The sequence below is a fragment of the Clostridioides sp. LIBA-7678 genome, from assembly GCF_056716065.1.
Map to the genome: position 1 here is coordinate 1,339,367 of NZ_CP196987.1, position 20,984 is coordinate 1,360,350.

The window sequence follows — 20,984 nt, forward strand, 5'->3', positions numbered from 1 at the left end:
TTTATCTATCTCAGTTGCTATTTTTATTTATATGTAATTTATTTTGCTAAATTATTAAGTGTATCTCCAGCAATTCGATATACTGTCCAATCCTCCATTGGTTCTGCACCCATTGATAGGTAGAAATCTATACTTGGTTTATTTGAGTCTAAACACCACCATTCCAAACGACCACAGCCACGCTCTATAGCAATATTTGCTAGTTTTTTTAGAAATGTTTTGCCATGGCCTTTGCCACGAAATTCTGGTTTGATATATAAGTCTTCCAGATAAATTCCTGCACGACCAAGAAAAGTCGAAAAATTATGAAAAAATAAAGCAAAGCCTATAGCTTCATTATCATATTCACCAATCAGAACCTCAGCCTTTTTATTTACAAATATCCATTCATTGAGTATCTCTTCTGTAGCGATAACTTCATCTAATAGATTCTCATAAGAAGCAAGTTCTTTTATGAAGTTTAATATAAGAGGTGTATCTGATTCAACTGCATATCTAAATTTAAGCTCATTTTTTTCTGCAAGATTGTTCATTTTATTACTCCTTTCATTTGTAATACACAAATAAAATAACAATAATGTCAATTCATGTCAACATAATATTCTATTTACAGTAGGCGTAATTATTATATTTTCACAATGAATATGATATAATAATAAAAGTTATAAAATAAAAAGTGAATTTTAATTTTATGCTGATATGTTAAAATTATTATAATATAAAATAATTTTGATTATAAGTTATTTAATTGTTATAATAGTATTAAAAATTTAATTTAGGAGATGTACATTAATGTTAAGTATGAATATAGGAGAAATAGTAGCAAGTTTAGTTGGTATAGCTATGGCAATATCAATACATGAGTTTGGCCATGCTTATTCAGCTCACTTATTGGGAGATGATACAGCTAAATCTTATGGTAGAATGACATTAAATCCTGTAAGACATGTTGACCCAATTGGTCTTTTGGCTATGTTTATTCTTAGAATAGGATGGGCAAAGCCAGTACCAGTAAATCCAAATAACTTTAAAAACTACAAAATAGGAAATCTGATAGTTTCACTTGCAGGTGTTTTTTGTAATCTTTTGACTGCCATACTTTGTGTAATTATAAATAAGTATGTGCATATGTATGCGATAAACACAATAGCTGAATATGTGTTTTTATATAGTATTGGATTTGCAGCGTTTAATTTGCTTCCAATACCACCACTTGATGGATGGGGAGTTATATCTACATTTGTACCATATAAATGGAATGAATATGTGTACAAATTTGAAAGTATGAGTTATATAATTTTATTAATTGCTTTATTTACTGGTATATATAGAATAATATTAACTCCAATATATGCTGTACTACTAAAAATAGTATATTTATTCGTTTAATACAATAAATAGATTAAAGAGGGATTGGTATGAAGTATAATATACAATTGCAAGTCTATGAGGGGCCATTAGATTTACTGTATGATTTAATAACAAAACATAAAATAGACATAAAGGATATATCTATAATAGATATAACCAAGCAGTATCTAAATTATCTGAAAGTGTTAGATAAAATGGATTTAGAAATAACTAGCGAATTTATAACTATGGCATCAAAACTCCTAGAGATAAAATCCAAATATCTGCTTTATAAGCAAAAGGATGAAGAGGAAGACCCAAGAATAGAACTTATGGAAAAGTTAGAAGAATATAGAAAGTTCAAGATGGCATCACAAGATATAAAAGAAAATATAACTTATATCAATGAGAGATTTTATAGAAATAAAGAAGAAATAATTATTGATGATAATGTAGATTTAGAAGATATATCAATAGAAGCAATAAAAAATATACTTCCATACATATTTAAAGTTAAAACATCACAAATTGAAAATTCTAATGATGAGAAACTAGATAAAATAGTAAGGAAGAAGATAATATCTGTAGAAGAAAAAATCTTATATATAAGAGATATTATAAAAGAGAAGCTTGAAGTTACTTTTACAAATATCATAAAATCATATGAAAATGATGAAATAATTGCTACTTTTTTATCTATATTAGAACTTATAAAAGAAAAAGAAATAGTAGTAGTACAAGATATATTTTTTGATGATATTCTAATAAGAAAAAGTTCGGAGTGTTAAAATGAAAAGAGAAGATATAAAGTATATTATAGAGTCTGTTATGTTTGCATATGGAGAACCAATAAGTATAAAAGAATTAAACTATATAATAAATAAAGAACTTTCATCAAAAGAGATAGAGATTATGTTAAATTCACTTATTGAAGAATATAGAGAAAAAAATAGAGGTATCCAGATAATTAAATTAGAAAACAAGTATCAAATGTGCACAAATAAAGATTATGCGGAATATATAAAGAAGATTATTGAACCAAAGAAAAAGAAAAGTCTGAGTCAGGCCACATTAGAAACTCTTACTATCATTGCTTATAAGCAACCAATAACAAAAGTTGAGATAGAAGATATAAGAGGAGTAAAGTGTGATAAGGTACTACAGACCTTATTTGAAAATGAACTTATAAAAGAGGCTGGTAGACTTAACAAGATAGGTAAACCTATAATTTATAGAACAACGGATGAATTTTTAAAATTGTTAAATATAGAAACCCTTGAAGAGTTGCCTCCTATAGAAAATTATCAAGAAGTAGCTACAAATGAATAAAATGTTGTACATGTATAGTGATAGCATTAAAATTAAAAACACAATAATTTAGTTTGCGATTTTAAATTTTTAAGGATTTAAAATGCTCTAAGTTATTGTGTTTTTTTGTGTAAATATAAAATTAAAATTATATCGAAATAAATATGGATAATTAAGTATAAATAGTAATTTTTTGATGATAATATAAACATGGAGTTTAATGAATTATTTAATTTTAAGTATTTAATAATAGCTATAATTTTTATAATAAGTATACTTATATTGATTTTAATATCTCATATAAACATCTTATTAGTAGCTGATATAAATAACAACGATATTATTCTAACAATTAATATAAAATACATGTTTAATTTAATAAATATAAATAGACAACTTTATCCAGCTGAAAATAGTAAAAATAATGATAAAAAAGAAGGGATGAAGAATAATATAGATTCAAGTATATTATTAGCTGATGACCTTTTAAGCGTTTATAGACTATTAAAAAAAATAAAAATACATGAACTTTATTCAAATATTAATTTTGGAACTGAAAATATCGGCTTAACATCTTCTGTGTATGTATTAATAAGTACTCTATATGGAAATTTATTTAATATAATTCATGCAGAAAAAATGTATTTAAATGTAAATCCAGATTTTACAAAAAATTATGTTTTGGGAAATATAAGGATACATATAAGGTCAAGAATAAAAGATTTATTTCGTACTATAATAATGATTAATAAGATTATGAATAAGAATAAAGGAAATTATAAGGAAGGTGATAGTAATGAGAGCAACAGGTTCGATACAAAGTCTTATGGAAACAACTCTTGAAACAATTAAAGGTTCTATAGATGCAAATACTATTATAGGAGACCCTATAAAAACAGATACTACAGTAGTTGTACCTATATCAAAAGTTACGATTGGATTTGGTATAGGAGGAGGAGAATACTCAAAAGGATATGATGAGAAAGATAAAGAAATTGAATCAAAAAATGAAAAAGCAGATACGAACTTTGCTGGAGGTAGCGCAGGTGCTATATCTGTGCAACCAGTAGCATTTGTAGTTGTTGAAAGTGGAGAGACTAGAATAATGAGTTTAGATAGCAATATTAATCTTGTAGATAATATATTATCTATAACTCCTAGAGTATTGGAGAAAATTCAAAACATATCTCAAAGTAATAAAAATCAAGACAAAAATAATATGCAAGAATAAGATAAAATATTTACAAATATGGTTGTAGTTTTAAATAAGGTAGTGGGATTAGTTTAAATCCCACTATTTTGTTATGTGGTTTAAATGTTTATATATAGTAAGATTTTAGCTTAAAACAATTTAAATAGATAATAAAGTTGATATATAGTATAATTATAAAAAGAAAAGTAGTATTATGTTATAGATATATAAACGTATTTGAGATATAAGAGGGAGTTATAAATCATTAGTTTTGAGGTGAGTGTTATGAGTGATAAAGAGTTATCTATTTTGTTGTTAGAAAGTATGAATAACTTTCATAATTTAATAAAAATTATTAATAATGAAAGATATAAAAAAAGTAAGATTCTTACAGAAAGACAATTTTTTGCTTTAGTAAAGATAAGGAAACATGATAAAATAGAGCTTAAAAATTTAAGTAGGGATTTACATGTATCCACTTCTAGTTTGTGTATATTACTTAATAAATTAGTTGAGCAAGAGTATGTATATAGGGAAGAAGATAGTAGAGATAGACGAAATACATTTTATGGAATAACTAAAAATGGAGAAAAGATACTAGATGATGAAATATTAAAATTTGTATCTATAATAAGTGATAAAATGGATTGTTTAGATATAGATAATAAAGATAAATTATTTGCTTCTTTAGAAGAAACTAAAACTATAATAGAACAGTTGTTTTAAAAAGGAGGCTTTATTATGAAGATAAAATGTTCTAAAGAAATATTAAAAAGTTTGGAAAATACTATAACAGTAATAGCTATGTTTGATGGTGAAGATGTTTCTACACCTTTTGATGAATTAAATTTAGTAAGCAGAGATTTTAAAGCTAAAGAAAATAATATAGACACTGTAACATTGTTTAAAAATGATAGTTTAGTGAATGTTTGCTTTGTTGGTTTTGGTAAGAGAGAGTTATTAAATACAGAAAAGATTAGAATCATAGGTGGAAACTTATGTAAGAAGTTAAAAAATATATTGAAAAATAAAGAATATAAGAGTAATGACATTAATATACTGAATCTCGACTTAAGTAGTCATGAAATAGGCGCTTTTACAGAAGGGATATTACTTGGAGATTATAAATTTAATAAGTATAAGTCAAAAAACAATGATTTTGAAAAAAAGGAAATAGATAATATAATTATATTTACTGAAAAGGAAGCAGAGTGCCAAATTGAAAAAGCTAAGATATTAGCTAATTCAAATATAATAGCTAGAAATCTAGTAAATGAACCATCAAATATAATCTATCCAGAGACGTTAGCAATAGAAACAGTTAGACTTGGAGCAGAGTTTGGGTTTAATGTTGAAGTATATGAAGAAGAAAAAATAAGAGCATTAGGAATGGAAGCTTTTTTTGCTGTTTCAAGAGGTTCTATTAATAAACCAAGATTCATAGTTATGCGATATTTTGGAGACAAAGAAAGTAAAGATATACTTGGTCTAGTAGGTAAAGGATTGACTTATGATACAGGTGGATATTCTTTAAAATCAAATGCTTCTATGTTAGATATGAAAACAGATATGGCTGGTGCTGCAAGTGTCATAGGCGCCATGTGTGCTATATCTCAAAATAAATTAAAGAGAAATGTTATAGCAGTAGTCGCTGCATGTGAAAATGCTTTATCAGGAGGCTCATATAAACCTGGAGATATAATTAATTCTATGGCAAAGAAAACTATTGAAGTTTTAAATACAGATGCAGAAGGTAGACTTACATTAGCTGATGCAATATATTACATCATAAATAATGAAAAGGTAACAAAGGTGGTTGATGTAGCTACATTAACTGGTGCTGCTTTAACATTATTGGGTAACGTCGCAACTCCTGTAGTGACAAATAATGATGAATTTTATTGTAAACTAGAAAAAGCATCTGCTTTATCAGGTGAAAGGGTATGGAAGATGCCAATTTATGATGAATTTAGAGATATGATAAAAGGTGAAGAAGCAGACCTTAAAAATACAGGAGGTAAAAATGCTGGATGTATAACAGCAGGAGCTTTTATTGGTGAATTTGTTGGTGCTACTCCATGGATACATATGGATATAGCTGGCACAAGTACATCATCAAAATCAATTGGATACAAAGCAAAGGGTGCAACAGGAGAACCTGTTAGAACATTGTACTATTTAGCAGAGATATAAAATAACAATCATAAAATATATAACCTATAAAGCCACATGGATAATTACTTAGATTTAAGATTATCCATGTGGCTTTATTTTTAAATTTAAATAAATTATTTACTCTTTTTCTTTTTTTCAAGTATAAAAGTATCTCTATTAGACAAAAGAGCAGGTATGTACATAATACTAGTAACAAAAATAAATGTAAAAATAGCAGTTGTGCTATGGCTTAAAAAACCATAATAGTATTGAGAATTGGTAAATGTGTTTAGTAAAAATATGAATGAAAAATAAATAAAGCAAATAGCTAAATTATCTCTAAGCGCATATCTGTTAACTTTAAATTTTCTAACATCGACCATATAAATATTTGCATAAATTATAAGACATTTAGAGAAGACAAATATAAAATATATCAAGCTAGGAAATTCATAACCCAAGTTTTTAGAAAAAATGAGTTCTCCAACTGAACAAACCAAACTCCATGAAAAAAAGATATTAAAAAGATGATACTGTTTAAAAATAAGTATGGCTATACACAGGTATATACAGATATAATTAATTCCAATTGGCAAAGAATTTAGAGTACTATAATTACCAGAAGAAATAATTAAGAATTGCTCTAAAGCCATAACTATTACCATTAATGTACAAATTATCTTCTCGACTGTGTAACTATAAGGCAAAATATTTTTTGTTAGTTTTGGACAATAGTATAGAAATAATCCAAATATAAAGAGGCTTACAAATTGTTCACTAGAAAAAAGGAAAATTTTAAACATATAATATTCTCTCCTATAATAAATTTAATATGTATCTATATAAATATATTCATTATCTCTCAATTTAATATATAAAAAATTTAATAATAGTTAGATTTTATATAGGAATTTTTGCAACTAAAAATATCCTATTGTTTTGTGTATATATTCTAATTATGTCAAAAAATAAAAAAATCTTTATTTACTAGAGTTTTTGGAAATAATAATAACAGATATTAGAATTAATTAACATTTTTTGTAAGTATTTGACAATAGAGAGGGTGTAACAAATGGGAATAATAGAGTCAGCATCAAAATTAGCTGAAATGGTTCATTTATTAGCTGTTGAAAAGGGGATAACTGATATAGAAGCATGGGACGAAGCTGTAGAAGAATACAGTAAACTTTATGAAGAAAGAAGAAATGAATAGATTAATAAAACTTTATTATAAAAAAGTAGCTTTACTTAAAGAATTTAGATTTTTTATAAACTATTAAAAATAAAATAAATAAAAAAGATGGTACTTCAAATGTAATTAAAAATCATTTTGTGATACCATCTTTAATATTTATTTTAATAATGTATAAGTAATAAATCTTACTTATCTATATTTTTTATGTAGCCTCTTTTTTCTAATTTTTTTATATGTTCTTTGCGTATTTCATCAAGATTAATACCATATTGTTCTTCTAGTTTAAACATCATCGTAACACATGTCTGAGCTACATCCATTAGCTCCTTAGCAGTTTTCTTTATAATATCAACTTCATCCAAGTCATTATTTTCTCCACTTAGATTTCTGAATTTACCTATACATTCAGCCAATTCACCTTGTTCTTCTCCCATTTTGATAAATGTAGATTCTAGTGTTGGGTCTAAATTATTAAGTTCTGGTAAAGATATAGTTTTTAGTTTCATAAAAAGCTCCTTTCAAGTTATTCATATTTATACTAAAACATCATAACAAAGATAATACTAAAAATAAACTTTAAATTCAACATAAAAACTCATATATAGAATAAAAATAGTGAAATAAATCTACATTTGTCTTAATACAGCATCATATAAGACTTCTCCAATAGGTTTATTTATTACAAGAGAAGCTGATTTATCATAAACTGTGTTTGCTTTATTAATGAGAGCAATGTATTTACCTTTATAATAATCTATAAAACTTGCAGCGGGATATACAGCTAGTGATGTACCTCCTATAATTAATAAATCAGCATTACTTATAGCAGAAATTGTTTTAGTAATAACATCATTGTCAAGAGCTTCTTCATAAAGTACTACATCAGGTTTTACTATAGAACCACACTTGTCACAATAAGGAATATTACCACCTAGGTTTAACATAGCTTCTAAATCAAAAAACTTACCACACTTAGTACAATAATTTCTGTGCACAGAACCATGTAGTTCTAAGACATTTTTGCTTCCAGCCATTTGGTGAAGCCCATCAATATTTTGAGTTATAATAGCTTTAAGTTTGCCCATCTCTTCAAGTTTTGCCAAGGCTATATGAGCATTGTTTGGCTTTGCATTAGGATATATTAATTTATCTTTATAAAATTCAAAAAAATCTTCTGGGTATCTAACAAAAAAAGTATGTGAAACTAATTGTTCAGCAGTAAATTGTTTATTGAGTTTCTGGCTAAACAGTCCAGTAGAACTTCTAAAGTCTGGTATATTAGATTCAGTTGACACACCTGCTCCACCAAAAAATACTATATTGTTATGATTAGCTATCAATTCTTTTAAGTTATTTGCATCCATAGTTACACCTCCAAATTATTATATATAAATTGTACTACATATTAGGATATTTATGTTACTTTATTAGAGCCCTGTGTTTTTAAAATAAATTTATGTGGTAATCACATGTAACATTATAAGTATTATAAAAAAAATCTATTTTCATATTAAAAAAACCTATAGCTTAATAAGACGAATAAAGAATTTATAAATAGAATGTATACAAAATGTAAATAGACAATATTTACTAAAATCACAAGTTGTCGTATAATTATATTAAAATTGTTTTAGTGTATAAGAAGGGCGGGGGAAGTACGTGAAGAAAAAAGCAGCGTTAGCAACATTAGCTGTATTACCCTTAAGTATGATAAATGCACATGCTGATGGGGATGTAGGTATAGTGACTATAAATTATTTAAATGTAAGAAATGAGCCAACTGCCGAAAGTAGTATAGCCTTTGTTGCCAAGAAAGATGACAAGGTTTTGATTAAAGACTCTTCTGATGGATGGTATAAAATAAAAGCTGAATCTGGACAAGAAGGTTGGGCTTCGTCAAAATATATAGCAAAATCAAATGGTGATTCTTTAAGAACATCTACAAATAAAGAAAAACAAGTTACTTCAAATAGTTTAAATATGAGAAATGGAGCAGGCACAAGTTATAGAATCATAACTGTACTAAAAAAAGGACAAAAAGTAGAGGTAGTATCAGAGAGTAATGGATGGTCTAAAATAAAATATGATGGAAGATTAGGATATGTATCTAGTTCTTACTTAGGAGATATCTCAAACTCAACCAATAGCTCAAAAACTAAACAAGTAAATACAACTTCATTAAATGTAAGAAGTGGTCCAAATACAAGTTATGGTTTATTAGGTAAGTTGCCAAAAGGAAGCAAAGTGGAAGTAATATCAGAAAGTAATGGATGGTCTAAAATAAAGTATAATGGAAAAGATGCGTATGTATCAAGTATGTATTTATCAGAGGTAGGTCAAAGTAGCTCAGATGACTCTAGTCAAAGTAATGACAAAAAAAATACTGATAAGGTTGTAAATACAGCTTCACTAAATGTAAGAAGTGGTCCAGGTTCTACATATAGTAAGTTAGGGAAGGTATATAAAGGGAGTAAAGTAACTGTATTGTCAGAGAGTAGTGGATGGGCTAAAATTAGCTTTAATAATAAAGAAGCTTTTGTAGTAGGTAATTATTTATCTACTTCAACAGATGCATCCAATAATAACTCAAATAGTAATTCTAATAATAATTCAAATAGTAATGGAAATAATTCTTCATCATCAGGTCAAGTAAATGGTATGTCTGGTATAAGTGGAGCTAAAATTGATTACAAATCTTTGAATTATACTTTGGAATCTCACATAAGTAAACAAGTTGAGAAAGCGGCAGCAGGGGGAAATGTAATAGCACCAGGGAATAGAAAAAGTACTCCAAGTCCTGAATTTAGTACTTTTTCAGCTCAAAGAACAAGTTCATTTGTAAATGCAAGTTCAAGTGATATAGAATATTATTTAAATCCTAAAAACTTTACAAGTACCACTAAAGGTATGATGCAGTTTTTGAAGATTAATAGCTATAAGGGAGGTATTTCAGAATCGAGTTTAAATTCATATCTTAATGGTTTATCTTCTAGTATCTTTAAAAATCAAGGAGCAGCATTTATAAATGCCGCTAAGAAGTACAATATAGATGTTGTATATTTGGTATCACATGCTATGTGGGAAACTGCATATGGTAAATCTACGCTTGCTCAAGGTCAGACAATAACATCTTATAAGGGTCAACCCCTTAGTAAACCAGTTAAAGTATACAATTTTTTTGGAATAGGAGCAATAGATAAAAGCGCTAATGTTTCAGGGGCAGAAGCAGCATATTCTAATGGATGGACGAGTGTAGAGGCTACTATAGATGGTTCTGCAAAGTGGATATCTCAAAATTATATAAACAGCTCTAAATATAATCAAAACACTATCTATAAGATGAAGTGGAATTATGATTATACATGGCATCAATATGCAACTGATGTTAATTGGGCTAATGGAATTTCTGGAATTATGGAAAATCTAATTGGTCTTTATGGAGGAGGAAGTAGTTTAGTTTTTGAGGTTCCTCAATACAAGTAATACATAAATAAAAAATACAGACTATGGGTAGTTTTCATTTATTTAAATTATCTATAGTCTTTTTGTATATAATTTACAAGGTCTAAAATTAATATTAACAAAATTTTTATGTTATAATATTAATTCTAAGTAAATATAAGTGAATAACAGATAGAAATAGATAAAAAGTGGTAATAATATATATAAAGATAATTTTGAGAAAGGAGGATATAGATGGAAAGTGTTAAGGAATATTTAGATAAATTGGAAATTAATAATAGTGGCCTTGGAAAGCAACTTAAAGAAGTTTACATAAATAGAGTAGTTTATTTTAAAGAAGACAAGATAGTTTATTTTTATCTAACTTCTAAGGAGATTGTTTCTCATGAGCTCTTAGATAAATTTAAAGAAGAATTGATGTATAAACTCGATTATTTTAAAGATATGAGAATGAAGATAAGATTCACTGGATTTGAAAGAAAATCTAATAAAGATGTTATAAAAAAATATTGGAATAATATATTGTATATATTAAAGTATCTTTGTCCATCTATAGCAGGTTGGTATAAACAAGTAGAATTTCTTTGTTTAGATGAAGAATTAAAAATAAAACTTCCAAAAGGTATATTTTATGAGCGATTAATGAAAAAAAATGTAATTTATGTACTTAGAACTGTGCTTAGTGAAGAATTAGGATTGGATTTAAATATAACGATTGAAAAAGCTGTTGATGAAAAAGTGAATAAAGAAAGACTTATAAGAATTAATGATAGAGAAATGGAAGAAAAAATTAGAGCTTTGGAAATTGGAAAAATTAATAATTGTGAAGAGCGTGAAGAAGAAAGTTATGTCATCAAGTCTGAAGTAGATGAAAATTTAGTCTATGGAGATAATGCAAATGCTATGATTGAAAATATAGCTGAATTAAATGCATCTTCTGGAACAGTTGCAATTGTTGGAGATATATTTGATGTTGAAACTAAAGAACTTAAAAATGGAAAAATACTTATGATAGCATCAATTACAGACTATACTAGTTCGATAAGCTGTAAATTATTTTTAACAGATACAAATAAGGATGGAGTACTTGAAAATGTTAAAAAGGGTGCATATTTAAAAATCAAAGGTGACATAGTTTATGATACATATCAAAGAGAAATTAGTATGATGATTAGTGGAATAAGAAAAGAGGTTAGACCAGAGAGGGAAGACAAATCAGAAGAAAAAAGGGTAGAACTACATGCACATACACAAATGTCTTCTATGGATGCAATCTGTTCTGTTAAAAAGCTTGTAGAACGTGCAGCTAAATGGGGGCATCCTGCTATTGCTATAACAGACCATGGTGTTGTACAAGGATTTCCTGATGCTATGAATGCAGGTAAGGCAAATAATATTAAAGTACTTTATGGAGTAGAGGGATACTTGGTTGAAGATGATTCTCTCATTATAGAAGATGCAAATGACAAAGAACTTTCACAGACATTTGTTGTATTTGATATAGAGACAACAGGATTTTCTAACACGAATGATAAAATAACTGAAATTGGTGCTGTAAAGATAGAAAATTTTAAAATTGTGGACAGATTTAGCGAATTGATAAATCCAGAAAAAGATATTTCTTATAAGATACAGGAATTAACAGGAATAACTAATGAGCTAATCAAAGACAAGCCAACCATTGAAGAGGTTCTTCCTAGGTTTATGGAATTTGTTGGAGATAGTGTATTAGTAGCACATAATGCAGAGTTTGATACGGGATTTATATCACAAAAGTGCAGAGAACAAGGTTTATTATATAATAACAAAAAAGTAGATACACTTATGCTGGCAAGAGTAATGTTGCCAAAATTAAAAAGACATAGATTGAATCTTGTTGCTAAAGAACTTGGTATACCTCTTTTAAATCACCATAGAGCAGTAGATGATGCTGAGGCTACAGCACTCATATTTAATAAATTCTTACAAATACTTACAGAAAAAGGAGCAAAGACTTTAAGTGATGTAAATAATGTGCTTGGAAAAATTGATTATACAAAACTTAGCACAAATCATATAACCTTAATAGCAAAAAATTCTGTAGGCATAAAAAACTTATATAAAATAATTTCAGATGCACATGTAAATCATTTTTTTAGAGCTCCAAGAATACTTAGAAGTGTATTAAATGAATATAAGGAAGGTCTGATAATTGGTTCGGCATGTGAAGCAGGAGTGGTCTTTCAAGCTGTAAAGAAGAATGTTTCTGATGATGAAATGAAAAAAATAATAGATTTATATGATTATATTGAGGTAATGCCTATAGATAATAATAGATTTATGATTGACAAAGGAGAAGTTAAGGATGAAGAAGAGTTAAGAGAACTTAATAGAAAGCTAATTGATACAGCTAAAAAATTTAATAAAATTCCAGTAGCTACTGGAGATGTTCATTTTTTAGATAAACATGAAGCTGTTTTAAGAAAAGTTCTTAAATATTCTCAAGGTTTTAAAGTAGATGAAGAAGAAACTTATTTACATTTTAGAACAACAGATGAAATGTTGGAAGAGTTTAGTTATCTTGGTGAAGAATTGGCATATGAAGTTGTAGTGGAAAATAGCAATTTAATTGCTGATATGGTTGAAGATATAAAACCTATACCAGATGATACTTATCCACCAATTATAGAAGGTTCAGACGTGGAATTAAGAGAGATGTGTTATGAAAAAGCTAGGCGAATCTATGGAGATCCAATACCAGAAATAGTTCAAAAAAGGCTAGATAGGGAGTTAAATTCGATAATAAGCAATGGGTATGCGGTTATGTATATTATAGCTCAGAAACTAGTTGCAAAATCGCTTTCAGATGGTTATCTAGTTGGTTCAAGAGGTTCAGTTGGGTCATCTTTTGCGGCTACAATGAGTGATATAACAGAAGTTAATCCTCTCCCAGCACACTATATTTGTGAAAATGAAGACTGTAAATACTCATTTTTTTATGAAATAGGTGAGTGGGGTTCAGGGGTTGATTTACCAGATAAGGACTGCCCAAAGTGTGGAAGAAAGCTTGCTAAGAATGGCCATGATATCCCATTTGAAGTATTTTTAGGTTTTGAAGGTGATAAAGAGCCAGATATAGACCTAAATTTCTCAGGAAATTATCAGCCAATAATTCATAAGTATACAGAAGAATTATTTGGGGAGGGGTATGTATATAGAGCAGGAACTATAGGTACTGTAGCAGAAAAAACAGCGTTTGGATATGCAAGAAAATATATAGAGGAAAATAATATAAGTGTCCCAAATGCAGAAGTACTGAGACTTTCAAATGGTTGTACTGGAGTAAAAAGAACATCAGGACAGCATCCAGGAGGAGTTATGGTTATACCAGATTATAAAGATGTGTATGACTTTACCCCTATTCAATATCCAGCAAATGATACTTCTTGTGGTGTAATAACTACTCATTTTGATTATCATTCAATAAGTGGTAGAATACTTAAATTAGATATACTTGGACACGACGGTCCTACCATAATAAGAATGCTTGAAGATATTACTGGAATAAACATAACAGAAATACCATTAGATGATGAAGAAACGATGTCTTTGTTTACATCCACAGAAGCATTAGGAGTTACTCCAGAAGAGATAAATTGCCCAATAGGTTGTCTTGCTGTACCTGAGTTTGGTACTAAATTTGTACGTCAGATGCTACTTGACACAAAGCCTACTACATTTGCAGAACTTGTACGTATATCTGGTCTTTCTCATGGTACAGACGTTTGGGTAAACAATGCACAGGATTTAGTTAGAGAAGATATAGTTGGGCTGAAAGATGTTATATCAACACGAGATGACATAATGAACTATTTAATATTTAAAGGATTACCTCCAAAAATGAGTTTTACAATAATGGAGAGTGTAAGAAAAGGTAAAGGTCTAAAACCAGAACATATTGAAGAAATGAAGAAAAATAATGTCCCAGAATGGTATATAGGTTCATGTAAAAAGATTAAATACATGTTCCCAAAAGCACATGCAGTTGCTTATGTTATGACATCATTCAGAATTGCATATTGTAAAGTACACTATCCAGAAGCATTTTATGCAACTTACTTTACTACAAAAGTTGAAGATTTTGATGCAGATTTAATTGTTAAAGGTTTAGATTCTATAAAATCAAAAATAAATGAAATTGAAGCATTAGGAAACGATGCAACTACAAAAGAAAAAGGTATGTTAACAGTGTTAGAAGTTGCTCTTGAAATGTATGCTAGAGGAATAAAATTATTGCCAGTTGATATATATAAATCAGATGCAACTGATTTTATAGTTGTGGGAGAAAAGACATTACTTCCACCAATGGCAGCAATACAAGGTCTTGGAGGAAATGCGGCCATAAATATTCAAAATGAAAGAAAAAATGGTGAATTTATATCAAAAGAAGATTTGAGAAAGAGAACAAAAATATCAAAAACAGTAATAGAAACTCTTACCAATCATGGTTCACTTGAGAATATGAGCGAGAGAAATCAATTGTCACTATTTTAAGTTAGTCCAAAAAGTTGCAAATAAAAGAATTTTATGATATCATGGTATAGAAAATAGTATACTTTGCAGAAACTAAGAGTGAGACAGCTGTTCTCACTCTTTTATTTTAAATATATTATTAAGAACCAGTTTAATTTTTTAAATATATTTTATTTGGGATTATAGGAACTGGTCATTTACAATTGAATAGGAGGAAATTTAATGAAAAAAAATTTAGAAGCTACAATTGAAGAGATTGTAACTAAAATAACAGATGAACATGGATTTGAAATGGTTGATGTTGAATATGTAAAAGAAGCGGGAGAATACTACTTAAGAGTATACATAGATAAAGAAGAAGGAATATCTTTAAATGAATGTGAATTAGTTAGTAGAGAATTAAGCCCAATATTAGATGAAAAAGACCCTATAAAGGAGAATTATTTTTTAGAAGTATCTTCTCCAGGACTTGATAGAGCATTAAAAAAAGATAGAGATTTTGTAAGATACAAAGGTAGAGATGTAGATTTAAAATTATATAAAGCATTAAATGGGTGTAAACAATTTGAAGGTGAACTTGTGGGACTAACAGAAGATAATAATATAAAAATCATTGTAAATAGTGAAGAAATGGAATTTAATAGAAAAGATGTTGCTATTGTCAGATTAGCAATAAAGTTTTAGTGGTATATTAAATAGGGAGGAAATAAAAAAATGAATCATGAATTTATGGAAGCACTAGATGAATTAGTAGTTGATAGAGGTATAGATAAAGAGATACTTATAGATACTATAGAACAAGCTCTTTTAACTGCATATAAGAAAAACTTTGGTTCAGCACAAAACGTTAGAGTTGAGTTTGATAGAGATAAGGGAGATATAAAAGTATTCTCTCAAAGAGTAGTTGTTGATGAATCAGATTTATATGATACTTTCTTAGAAATAGAGTTAGCAGATGCTAGAGAGATAAATCCTAATTATGAATTAGGCGATATCATAGAGCATGAAGTTACTCCTAAAAACTTTGGAAGAATTGCAGCTCAGACAGCAAAACAGGTAGTTGTTCAAAGAATAAGAGAAGCTGAGAGAGAAATAGTGTATAATGAATTTATAGAAAAAGAAAATGAAATAGTTACAGGAGAGGTTGCTAGAGCAAATAAAAACATTGTTTATGTTAACCTTGGAAGAATAGAAGGTATAATGACTCAAAGTGAGCAGATACCATTTGAAAATTATAAAGCAGGTCAAAAAATAAAATTCTATATACTTGAAGTTAAAAAGACTAACAAAGGACCTCAAATAGTTGTATCAAGAAGTCATCCAGGTCTAGTAAAGAGATTGTTTGAAGAAGAAGTTCCTGAAATATATGAAGGAATAGTTCAAATAAAATCTGTAGCAAGAGAAGCAGGGTCAAGAACTAAAATGGCAGTAAGATCTATAGATGAAAAAATAGACCCAATTGGAGCTTGTGTTGGACCAAAAGGACTTAGAGTAAAAAATATAGTGGATGAACTTGGTGATGAAAAAATAGATATAATAAAATATAGTGAAGATCCAGCAGAGTTTATATCAGCTGCACTTAGCCCATCAAAAGTTGTTAGAGTAGATATAAATGAAGAAGAAAAGTCTGCCTTAGTAATTGTTCCAGATTATCAATTATCGCTTGCTATAGGTAAAGAAGGTCAAAATGCAAGACTTGCAGCAAAATTGACTAACTGGAAAATAGATATTAAGAGCGAATCTCAAGCAGAACAAGAAATGTTAAATCTTGAAAATTCCAAAGAAATAGAAGATGAGGATGTTAAAACTGAATTTATCAACCAAGAAGAGTTAGATACTTCAGATGATAATTTTAGTGAAGAAGAGTAAGGAGGGATGATTTTGAAAAAAGTAAAAAAAGTGCCTCAAAGAAAATGCATAGCATGTCAAGATAGAGACTCTAAAAAAGAGCTTATAAGAATAGTTAAAAATAAAGAAGGAAAAATATTTTTAGACCCAACAGGAAGAGCTAATGGAAGAGGAGCATATGTGTGTAAAAGCTCTGAATGTCTTAAAAAAGCTATCAAAAGCAAAGCATTAAATAAAGCTTTTAAAATAGATGTTCCTGATGAAGTCTATGATAATCTACTTATGGAGTTAGAAGAATATGAAAAATAATAAAGAAAAAATACTTTCATTCTTAGGGCTCGCAACTCGTGCAGGGAAAATAGTGTCTGGTGATGACTCCACTTTGCTTGATTTAAAAAAAGGAAAAGTAAAGTTGGTTTTAATAGCAGAAGATGCATCAAATAATACTAAAAAACTTTTTAAGGATAAATCAACTTTTAGAAATATTCCATATCTATTTTTTTCAACAAAAGAGGAAATAGGATTTGCAATAGGAAAATCTCCAAGAGCAGTTATAGGAATAAAAGATGAAAACTTTTCTAAAAAGATAATTGAACTAATAGAAATTTAAAATAAAATAGGGGGTGATCTTGTGTCAAAAACAAGAGTATACCAAATAGCAGAAGAATTAAATATATCAAATGAAGAGCTTATGAATAAGTTAGCTGAATTAGATATAAATGTAGCTGATAAAGATTCAGTATTAGAAGGTGAAGAATTAGATTTAGTATTGGAATTATTAGAAGCTTCATCTAAAGAAAATGAAAATGTTATAGAGATAGATGGAAAGCTAACAGTTCAAGCATTAGCAACACAGTTAGATAAATCTCCATCAGAAGTAATTATGAAGCTTATGAAAATGGGAACTATGGCAACAATAAATCAAGAGATAAGTTTTGAAATTGCCGCTTTAGTTGCTCAAGACTATGGATTTGAACTAACAGTAGCTGAAAGTGATGATACAGAAGCTTTAGAAATAGAAGCTTTAATGGAAATTGAAGAAGATAAAGAGGAAGATTTAAAGGCTAGACCACCAGTTGTTACAGTTATGGGACATGTTGACCATGGTAAGACATCTCTACTAGATGCAATAAGAAAAACTGATGTGATTTCAGGTGAAGCAGGAGGAATAACTCAACATATAGGTGCTTCAGAAGTTAAAATTAATGGACAAAAAATAGTATTTTTAGATACTCCAGGACATGAGGCTTTCACATCAATGAGAGCAAGAGGAGCACAAGTTACAGATATAGCAATATTAGTTGTTGCAGCAGACGATGGTATAATGCCTCAAACAGTAGAAGCTATAAACCATGCTAAAGCAGCAGAAGTACCTTTAATAGTTGCTATCAATAAAATAGATAAACCAGGTGCAAATCCAGATAAAGTAAAACAAGAATTAGCAGACCAAGGTCTATTAGTTGAAGACTGGGGTGGAGAAGTAATAGCAGTTCCAGTATCAGCTAAGAAAAAAGAAGGAATAGATACACTTCTAGAAATGGTATTATTGGTTGCTGAAATGGAAGAATTAAGAGCAAATCCAAATAAAAGAGCAGTAGGAACTGTTATAGAAGCTGAGCTTGATAAAGGAAGAGGTCCAGTTGCAACAGTACTTGTTCAAGGTGGTACTTTAACAGTAGGTGACCCAATAGTTGCAGGTGTTGCATGTGGTAAAGTTAGAGCAATGATAAATGCAAAAGGTAAAAGAGTAAAGACAGCAGGACCATCTACAGCAGTTGAGATATTAGGTTTATCAGAAGTTCCACAAGGTGGAGACCAATTTGTTGAGGTTCCAACTGACAAGATTGCTAGAAGTGTAGCAGCAAGAAGACAGCAAATAGTTAGAGATGAAATGTTAAAATCAACTCAAAGATTATCACTGGATGATTTATTTAGTCAAATGAGTGAAGGTTCTATAAAAGACCTTAATATAGTTATAAAAGCAGACGTACAAGGTTCAGTACAGGCAGTTAAACAATCTTTAGAAAAATTATCAAATGAAGAAGTTCAAGTTAAAGTAATACATGGAGGTGTTGGAGCTGTAACAGAATCAGATATATTACTTGCAGCAGCTTCTAACGCAATAATAATAGGATTCAATGTAAGACCAGTTCCAGGTGCAGAATCTCTAGGCGAAAAAGAAAATGTTGATATAAGAACATATACTATAATATACAAGGCTATAGAAGATATACAAGCTGCTATGACTGGTATGTTAGACCCTGAATATGTTGATGAAGAAACAGGAAAAGCTGAAATAAGAGAAATATATAAAATATCTGGTGTTGGAACAGTAGCTGGATGTTATGTAACTAATGGTAAGATATTTAGAAATTGTAAAGTAAGATTAGTTAGAGATAGTATAATAATACATGAAGGTGAGCTTGCAGCACTTAAGAGATTTAAAGATGATGTAAAAGAAGTTAATTCTGGATACGAATGTGGTATGAGTTTTGTAAATTACAACGATATAAAAGAAGGCGATGTAGTAGAAGCTTATATAACTAAAGAAGTAGAAAGAAAATTATAAATTCGTATCAAAGAAAATCAGTTAGTAAAGAAGGTCGATGGTATGGCATCATATAATAGAACAAGAAGAATAGCAGAAGAAATAAGAAAAGTAGTAAGTACTATGCTTATAAATGGAGTAAAAGACCCTAGAATAACATCTATGGTGAGTGTAACTGATGTAGAAGTTACAAATGACCTAAGATATGCTTATGTATATGTAAGTATTTTAGGTGGAGATGAAGAATCTACACTAACAGGACTTAAAAGTGCTGGAGGGTATATAAGAAGAGAAGTAGGAAAAAATATAAAACTTAGATATATTCCTGAAATAATGTTTAAAATTGATGATTCAATAGAAAAAGGAATGTATATGGATAGCCTTATAAAAAGAGTTAATGAAAAAAATACTCAAAAAAATGAGGATGAAAATTATGATGAATAATATTGATAGTATTATAAACTATATTTATGAGGGTGACTATTTTATAGTTACCTCTCATATTAGCCCAGATGGAGATAATATTGGTTCTACACTTTCGATGTATTATACACTAAAAAACTTAGGAAAAAAAGTATATTATGTACTTGATGATGAAGCTCCATTAAATTTAAAGTTTTTGGTTGAAGATGTAAAAATTTATAAGTCTAATGAACTTGATATGAATCAGTATTCCCTAATAGCACTTGATTGTGGAGATGAACCAAGAATATGTGTAAGTGATGAAATCAAAAATAATGCATCAAAATTAATCTGTATAGACCATCATGCAAGTAATGATTCATATGGAGATTTAAATTATGTAGATAAGGATGCATCTTCTACATGTGAACTAGTTTATAATTTATTGATTAGATTCCAGCAAATAAAAGATATTAAGATTATAAATAAAGATATAGCGACATGTTTATATACAGGTCTTGTAACTGATACTGGAAACTTCTCATATTCAAATGTCCATGCAAGTAGCTTTGAAATGGCAAAGAATTTACTTGTTTTAGGTGCACAAAAAAATACTATAATACAAAATATATATCAAAGTAATTCTTCTGATTATTATAAATTATTAGGAGAAGCCTTGAAATCTTTGGAAATATTTGAATCAAAAGTATCTAGTATAGTTTTGACTCAAGATATGATGAATAGAAATAATACAAGTTTCAACGATGTTGATGGAATAACAACATATACAAGAGACATAAAAGATGTTGAGGTTGGAATTTTATTTAAAGAGAAAAAACAAAATGAAATTAAAGTAAGTTTTAGGTCAAAAAATTATGTTGATGTAAGTGAAATAGCCAAGTTATTTGGTGGTGGTGGTCATGTAAGAGCTGCTGGATGTACTATTAAAGATAGTATTGATAATGCAAAAAAAATGGTATTAGAGGCAGTGTTAAAATCAATTTAAGGTGACA

The 20,984-nt window shown here is 28.6% G+C and carries 21 protein-coding genes; 17 read left to right on the forward strand and 4 right to left on the reverse strand.

What is annotated here, in order from left to right:
- Positions 1-38: 38 nt before the first annotated feature.
- On the reverse strand, positions 39-533 hold the full coding sequence (locus ACTG46_RS06490; RefSeq protein ID WP_479923783.1) for an N-acetyltransferase family protein: 495 nt from the start codon (positions 531-533) through the stop codon (positions 39-41).
- Between the two features lie 259 nt (positions 534-792).
- Here ACTG46_RS06490 and ACTG46_RS06495 point away from each other — a divergent pair, with 259 nt between their 5' ends.
- From ACTG46_RS06495 to ACTG46_RS06525, 7 genes are all read left to right on the forward strand, one after another.
- Positions 793-1,389, forward strand: a complete 597-nt coding sequence (locus ACTG46_RS06495) for a site-2 protease family protein (protein ID WP_021384047.1) — start codon at positions 793-795, stop codon at positions 1,387-1,389.
- 29 nt (positions 1,390-1,418) lie between these two features.
- Positions 1,419-2,138, forward strand: a complete 720-nt coding sequence (locus ACTG46_RS06500) for a segregation and condensation protein A (protein WP_021384043.1) — start codon at positions 1,419-1,421, stop codon at positions 2,136-2,138.
- A gap of 1 nt (position 2,139) precedes the next feature.
- The gene (gene scpB / locus ACTG46_RS06505; protein WP_054269785.1) at positions 2,140-2,679 is read left to right on the forward strand and encodes an SMC-Scp complex subunit ScpB; all 540 of its coding nucleotides are present in this window, start codon (positions 2,140-2,142) and stop codon (positions 2,677-2,679) included.
- 189 nt (positions 2,680-2,868) lie between these two features.
- Positions 2,869-3,501: a DUF2953 domain-containing protein gene (locus ACTG46_RS06510; protein WP_479923784.1), complete on the forward strand. Its 633-nt coding sequence runs from the start codon at positions 2,869-2,871 to the stop codon at positions 3,499-3,501.
- Positions 3,455-3,889, forward strand: a complete 435-nt coding sequence (gene ytfJ, locus ACTG46_RS06515; RefSeq protein WP_054269787.1) for a GerW family sporulation protein — start codon at positions 3,455-3,457, stop codon at positions 3,887-3,889. Before ACTG46_RS06510 ends, ytfJ begins: the two co-directional genes overlap by 47 nt.
- A 246-nt stretch (positions 3,890-4,135) precedes the next feature.
- Positions 4,136-4,576: a MarR family winged helix-turn-helix transcriptional regulator gene (locus ACTG46_RS06520; RefSeq protein ID WP_054269788.1), complete on the forward strand. Its 441-nt coding sequence runs from the start codon at positions 4,136-4,138 to the stop codon at positions 4,574-4,576.
- A gap of 15 nt (positions 4,577-4,591) precedes the next feature.
- A complete protein-coding gene (locus ACTG46_RS06525) occupies positions 4,592-6,043 on the forward strand; it encodes a leucyl aminopeptidase (protein ID WP_479923785.1) in 1,452 nt (483 codons plus the stop codon).
- Positions 6,044-6,138: 95 nt separating this feature from the next.
- Here the strand turns inward: ACTG46_RS06525 and ACTG46_RS06530 are convergent, their stop codons facing one another.
- Positions 6,139-6,807 carry a TMEM164 family acyltransferase gene (locus ACTG46_RS06530; RefSeq protein WP_054269790.1) on the reverse strand — a complete coding sequence of 223 codons (669 nt, stop codon included), beginning with the start codon at positions 6,805-6,807 and terminating at the stop codon, positions 6,139-6,141.
- A gap of 269 nt (positions 6,808-7,076) precedes the next feature.
- Here ACTG46_RS06530 and ACTG46_RS06535 point away from each other — a divergent pair, with 269 nt between their 5' ends.
- The gene (locus ACTG46_RS06535; protein WP_054276308.1) at positions 7,077-7,217 is read left to right on the forward strand and encodes a hypothetical protein; all 141 of its coding nucleotides are present in this window, start codon (positions 7,077-7,079) and stop codon (positions 7,215-7,217) included.
- Positions 7,218-7,384: 167 nt separating this feature from the next.
- Here ACTG46_RS06535 and ACTG46_RS06540 read toward each other — a convergent pair whose 3' ends face one another.
- Positions 7,385-7,705, reverse strand: a complete 321-nt coding sequence (locus ACTG46_RS06540) for a MazG-like family protein (protein WP_009905401.1) — start codon at positions 7,703-7,705, stop codon at positions 7,385-7,387.
- Between the two features lie 120 nt (positions 7,706-7,825).
- Positions 7,826-8,563, reverse strand: coding sequence for an NAD-dependent protein deacylase (locus ACTG46_RS06545; protein ID WP_054269792.1), 738 nt, complete (start codon positions 8,561-8,563; stop codon positions 7,826-7,828).
- 295 nt (positions 8,564-8,858) lie between these two features.
- Here ACTG46_RS06545 and acd point away from each other — a divergent pair, with 295 nt between their 5' ends.
- The 9 genes from acd (at position 8,859) to ACTG46_RS06590 (ending at position 20,977) form a co-directional block, all read left to right on the forward strand.
- Positions 8,859-10,682, forward strand: coding sequence for an N-acetylglucosaminidase (acd, locus tag ACTG46_RS06550; protein ID WP_054276310.1), 1,824 nt, complete (start codon positions 8,859-8,861; stop codon positions 10,680-10,682).
- Positions 10,683-10,895: 213 nt separating this feature from the next.
- Positions 10,896-15,194: a PolC-type DNA polymerase III gene (locus ACTG46_RS06555; protein WP_284181787.1), complete on the forward strand. Its 4,299-nt coding sequence runs from the start codon at positions 10,896-10,898 to the stop codon at positions 15,192-15,194.
- 201 nt (positions 15,195-15,395) lie between these two features.
- Positions 15,396-15,857: a ribosome maturation factor RimP gene (locus ACTG46_RS06560; protein WP_054269795.1), complete on the forward strand. Its 462-nt coding sequence runs from the start codon at positions 15,396-15,398 to the stop codon at positions 15,855-15,857.
- A gap of 30 nt (positions 15,858-15,887) precedes the next feature.
- Positions 15,888-17,042, forward strand: a complete 1,155-nt coding sequence (gene nusA / locus ACTG46_RS06565) for a transcription termination factor NusA (RefSeq protein ID WP_054269796.1) — start codon at positions 15,888-15,890, stop codon at positions 17,040-17,042.
- Positions 17,043-17,048: 6 nt separating this feature from the next.
- Positions 17,049-17,330, forward strand: a complete 282-nt coding sequence (gene rnpM / locus ACTG46_RS06570; protein ID WP_003419469.1) for an RNase P modulator RnpM — start codon at positions 17,049-17,051, stop codon at positions 17,328-17,330.
- The gene (locus ACTG46_RS06575) at positions 17,320-17,631 is read left to right on the forward strand and encodes a L7Ae/L30e/S12e/Gadd45 family ribosomal protein (protein ID WP_054269797.1); all 312 of its coding nucleotides are present in this window, start codon (positions 17,320-17,322) and stop codon (positions 17,629-17,631) included. The genes rnpM and ACTG46_RS06575 overlap by 11 nt, the downstream gene beginning before the upstream one ends.
- Positions 17,632-17,652: 21 nt before the next feature.
- Entirely contained in the window at positions 17,653-19,590 is a 1,938-nt protein-coding gene (gene infB, locus ACTG46_RS06580; protein WP_054269798.1) for a translation initiation factor IF-2, read from the forward strand.
- A gap of 42 nt (positions 19,591-19,632) precedes the next feature.
- Positions 19,633-20,013 (forward strand): 30S ribosome-binding factor RbfA, encoded by a 381-nt coding sequence (gene rbfA, locus ACTG46_RS06585; protein ID WP_054269799.1) that lies wholly within the window; start codon positions 19,633-19,635, stop codon positions 20,011-20,013.
- On the forward strand, positions 19,994-20,977 hold the full coding sequence (locus ACTG46_RS06590; RefSeq protein ID WP_147628925.1) for a DHH family phosphoesterase: 984 nt from the start codon (positions 19,994-19,996) through the stop codon (positions 20,975-20,977). The genes rbfA and ACTG46_RS06590 overlap by 20 nt, the downstream gene beginning before the upstream one ends.
- Positions 20,978-20,984: the final 7 nt, after the last annotated feature.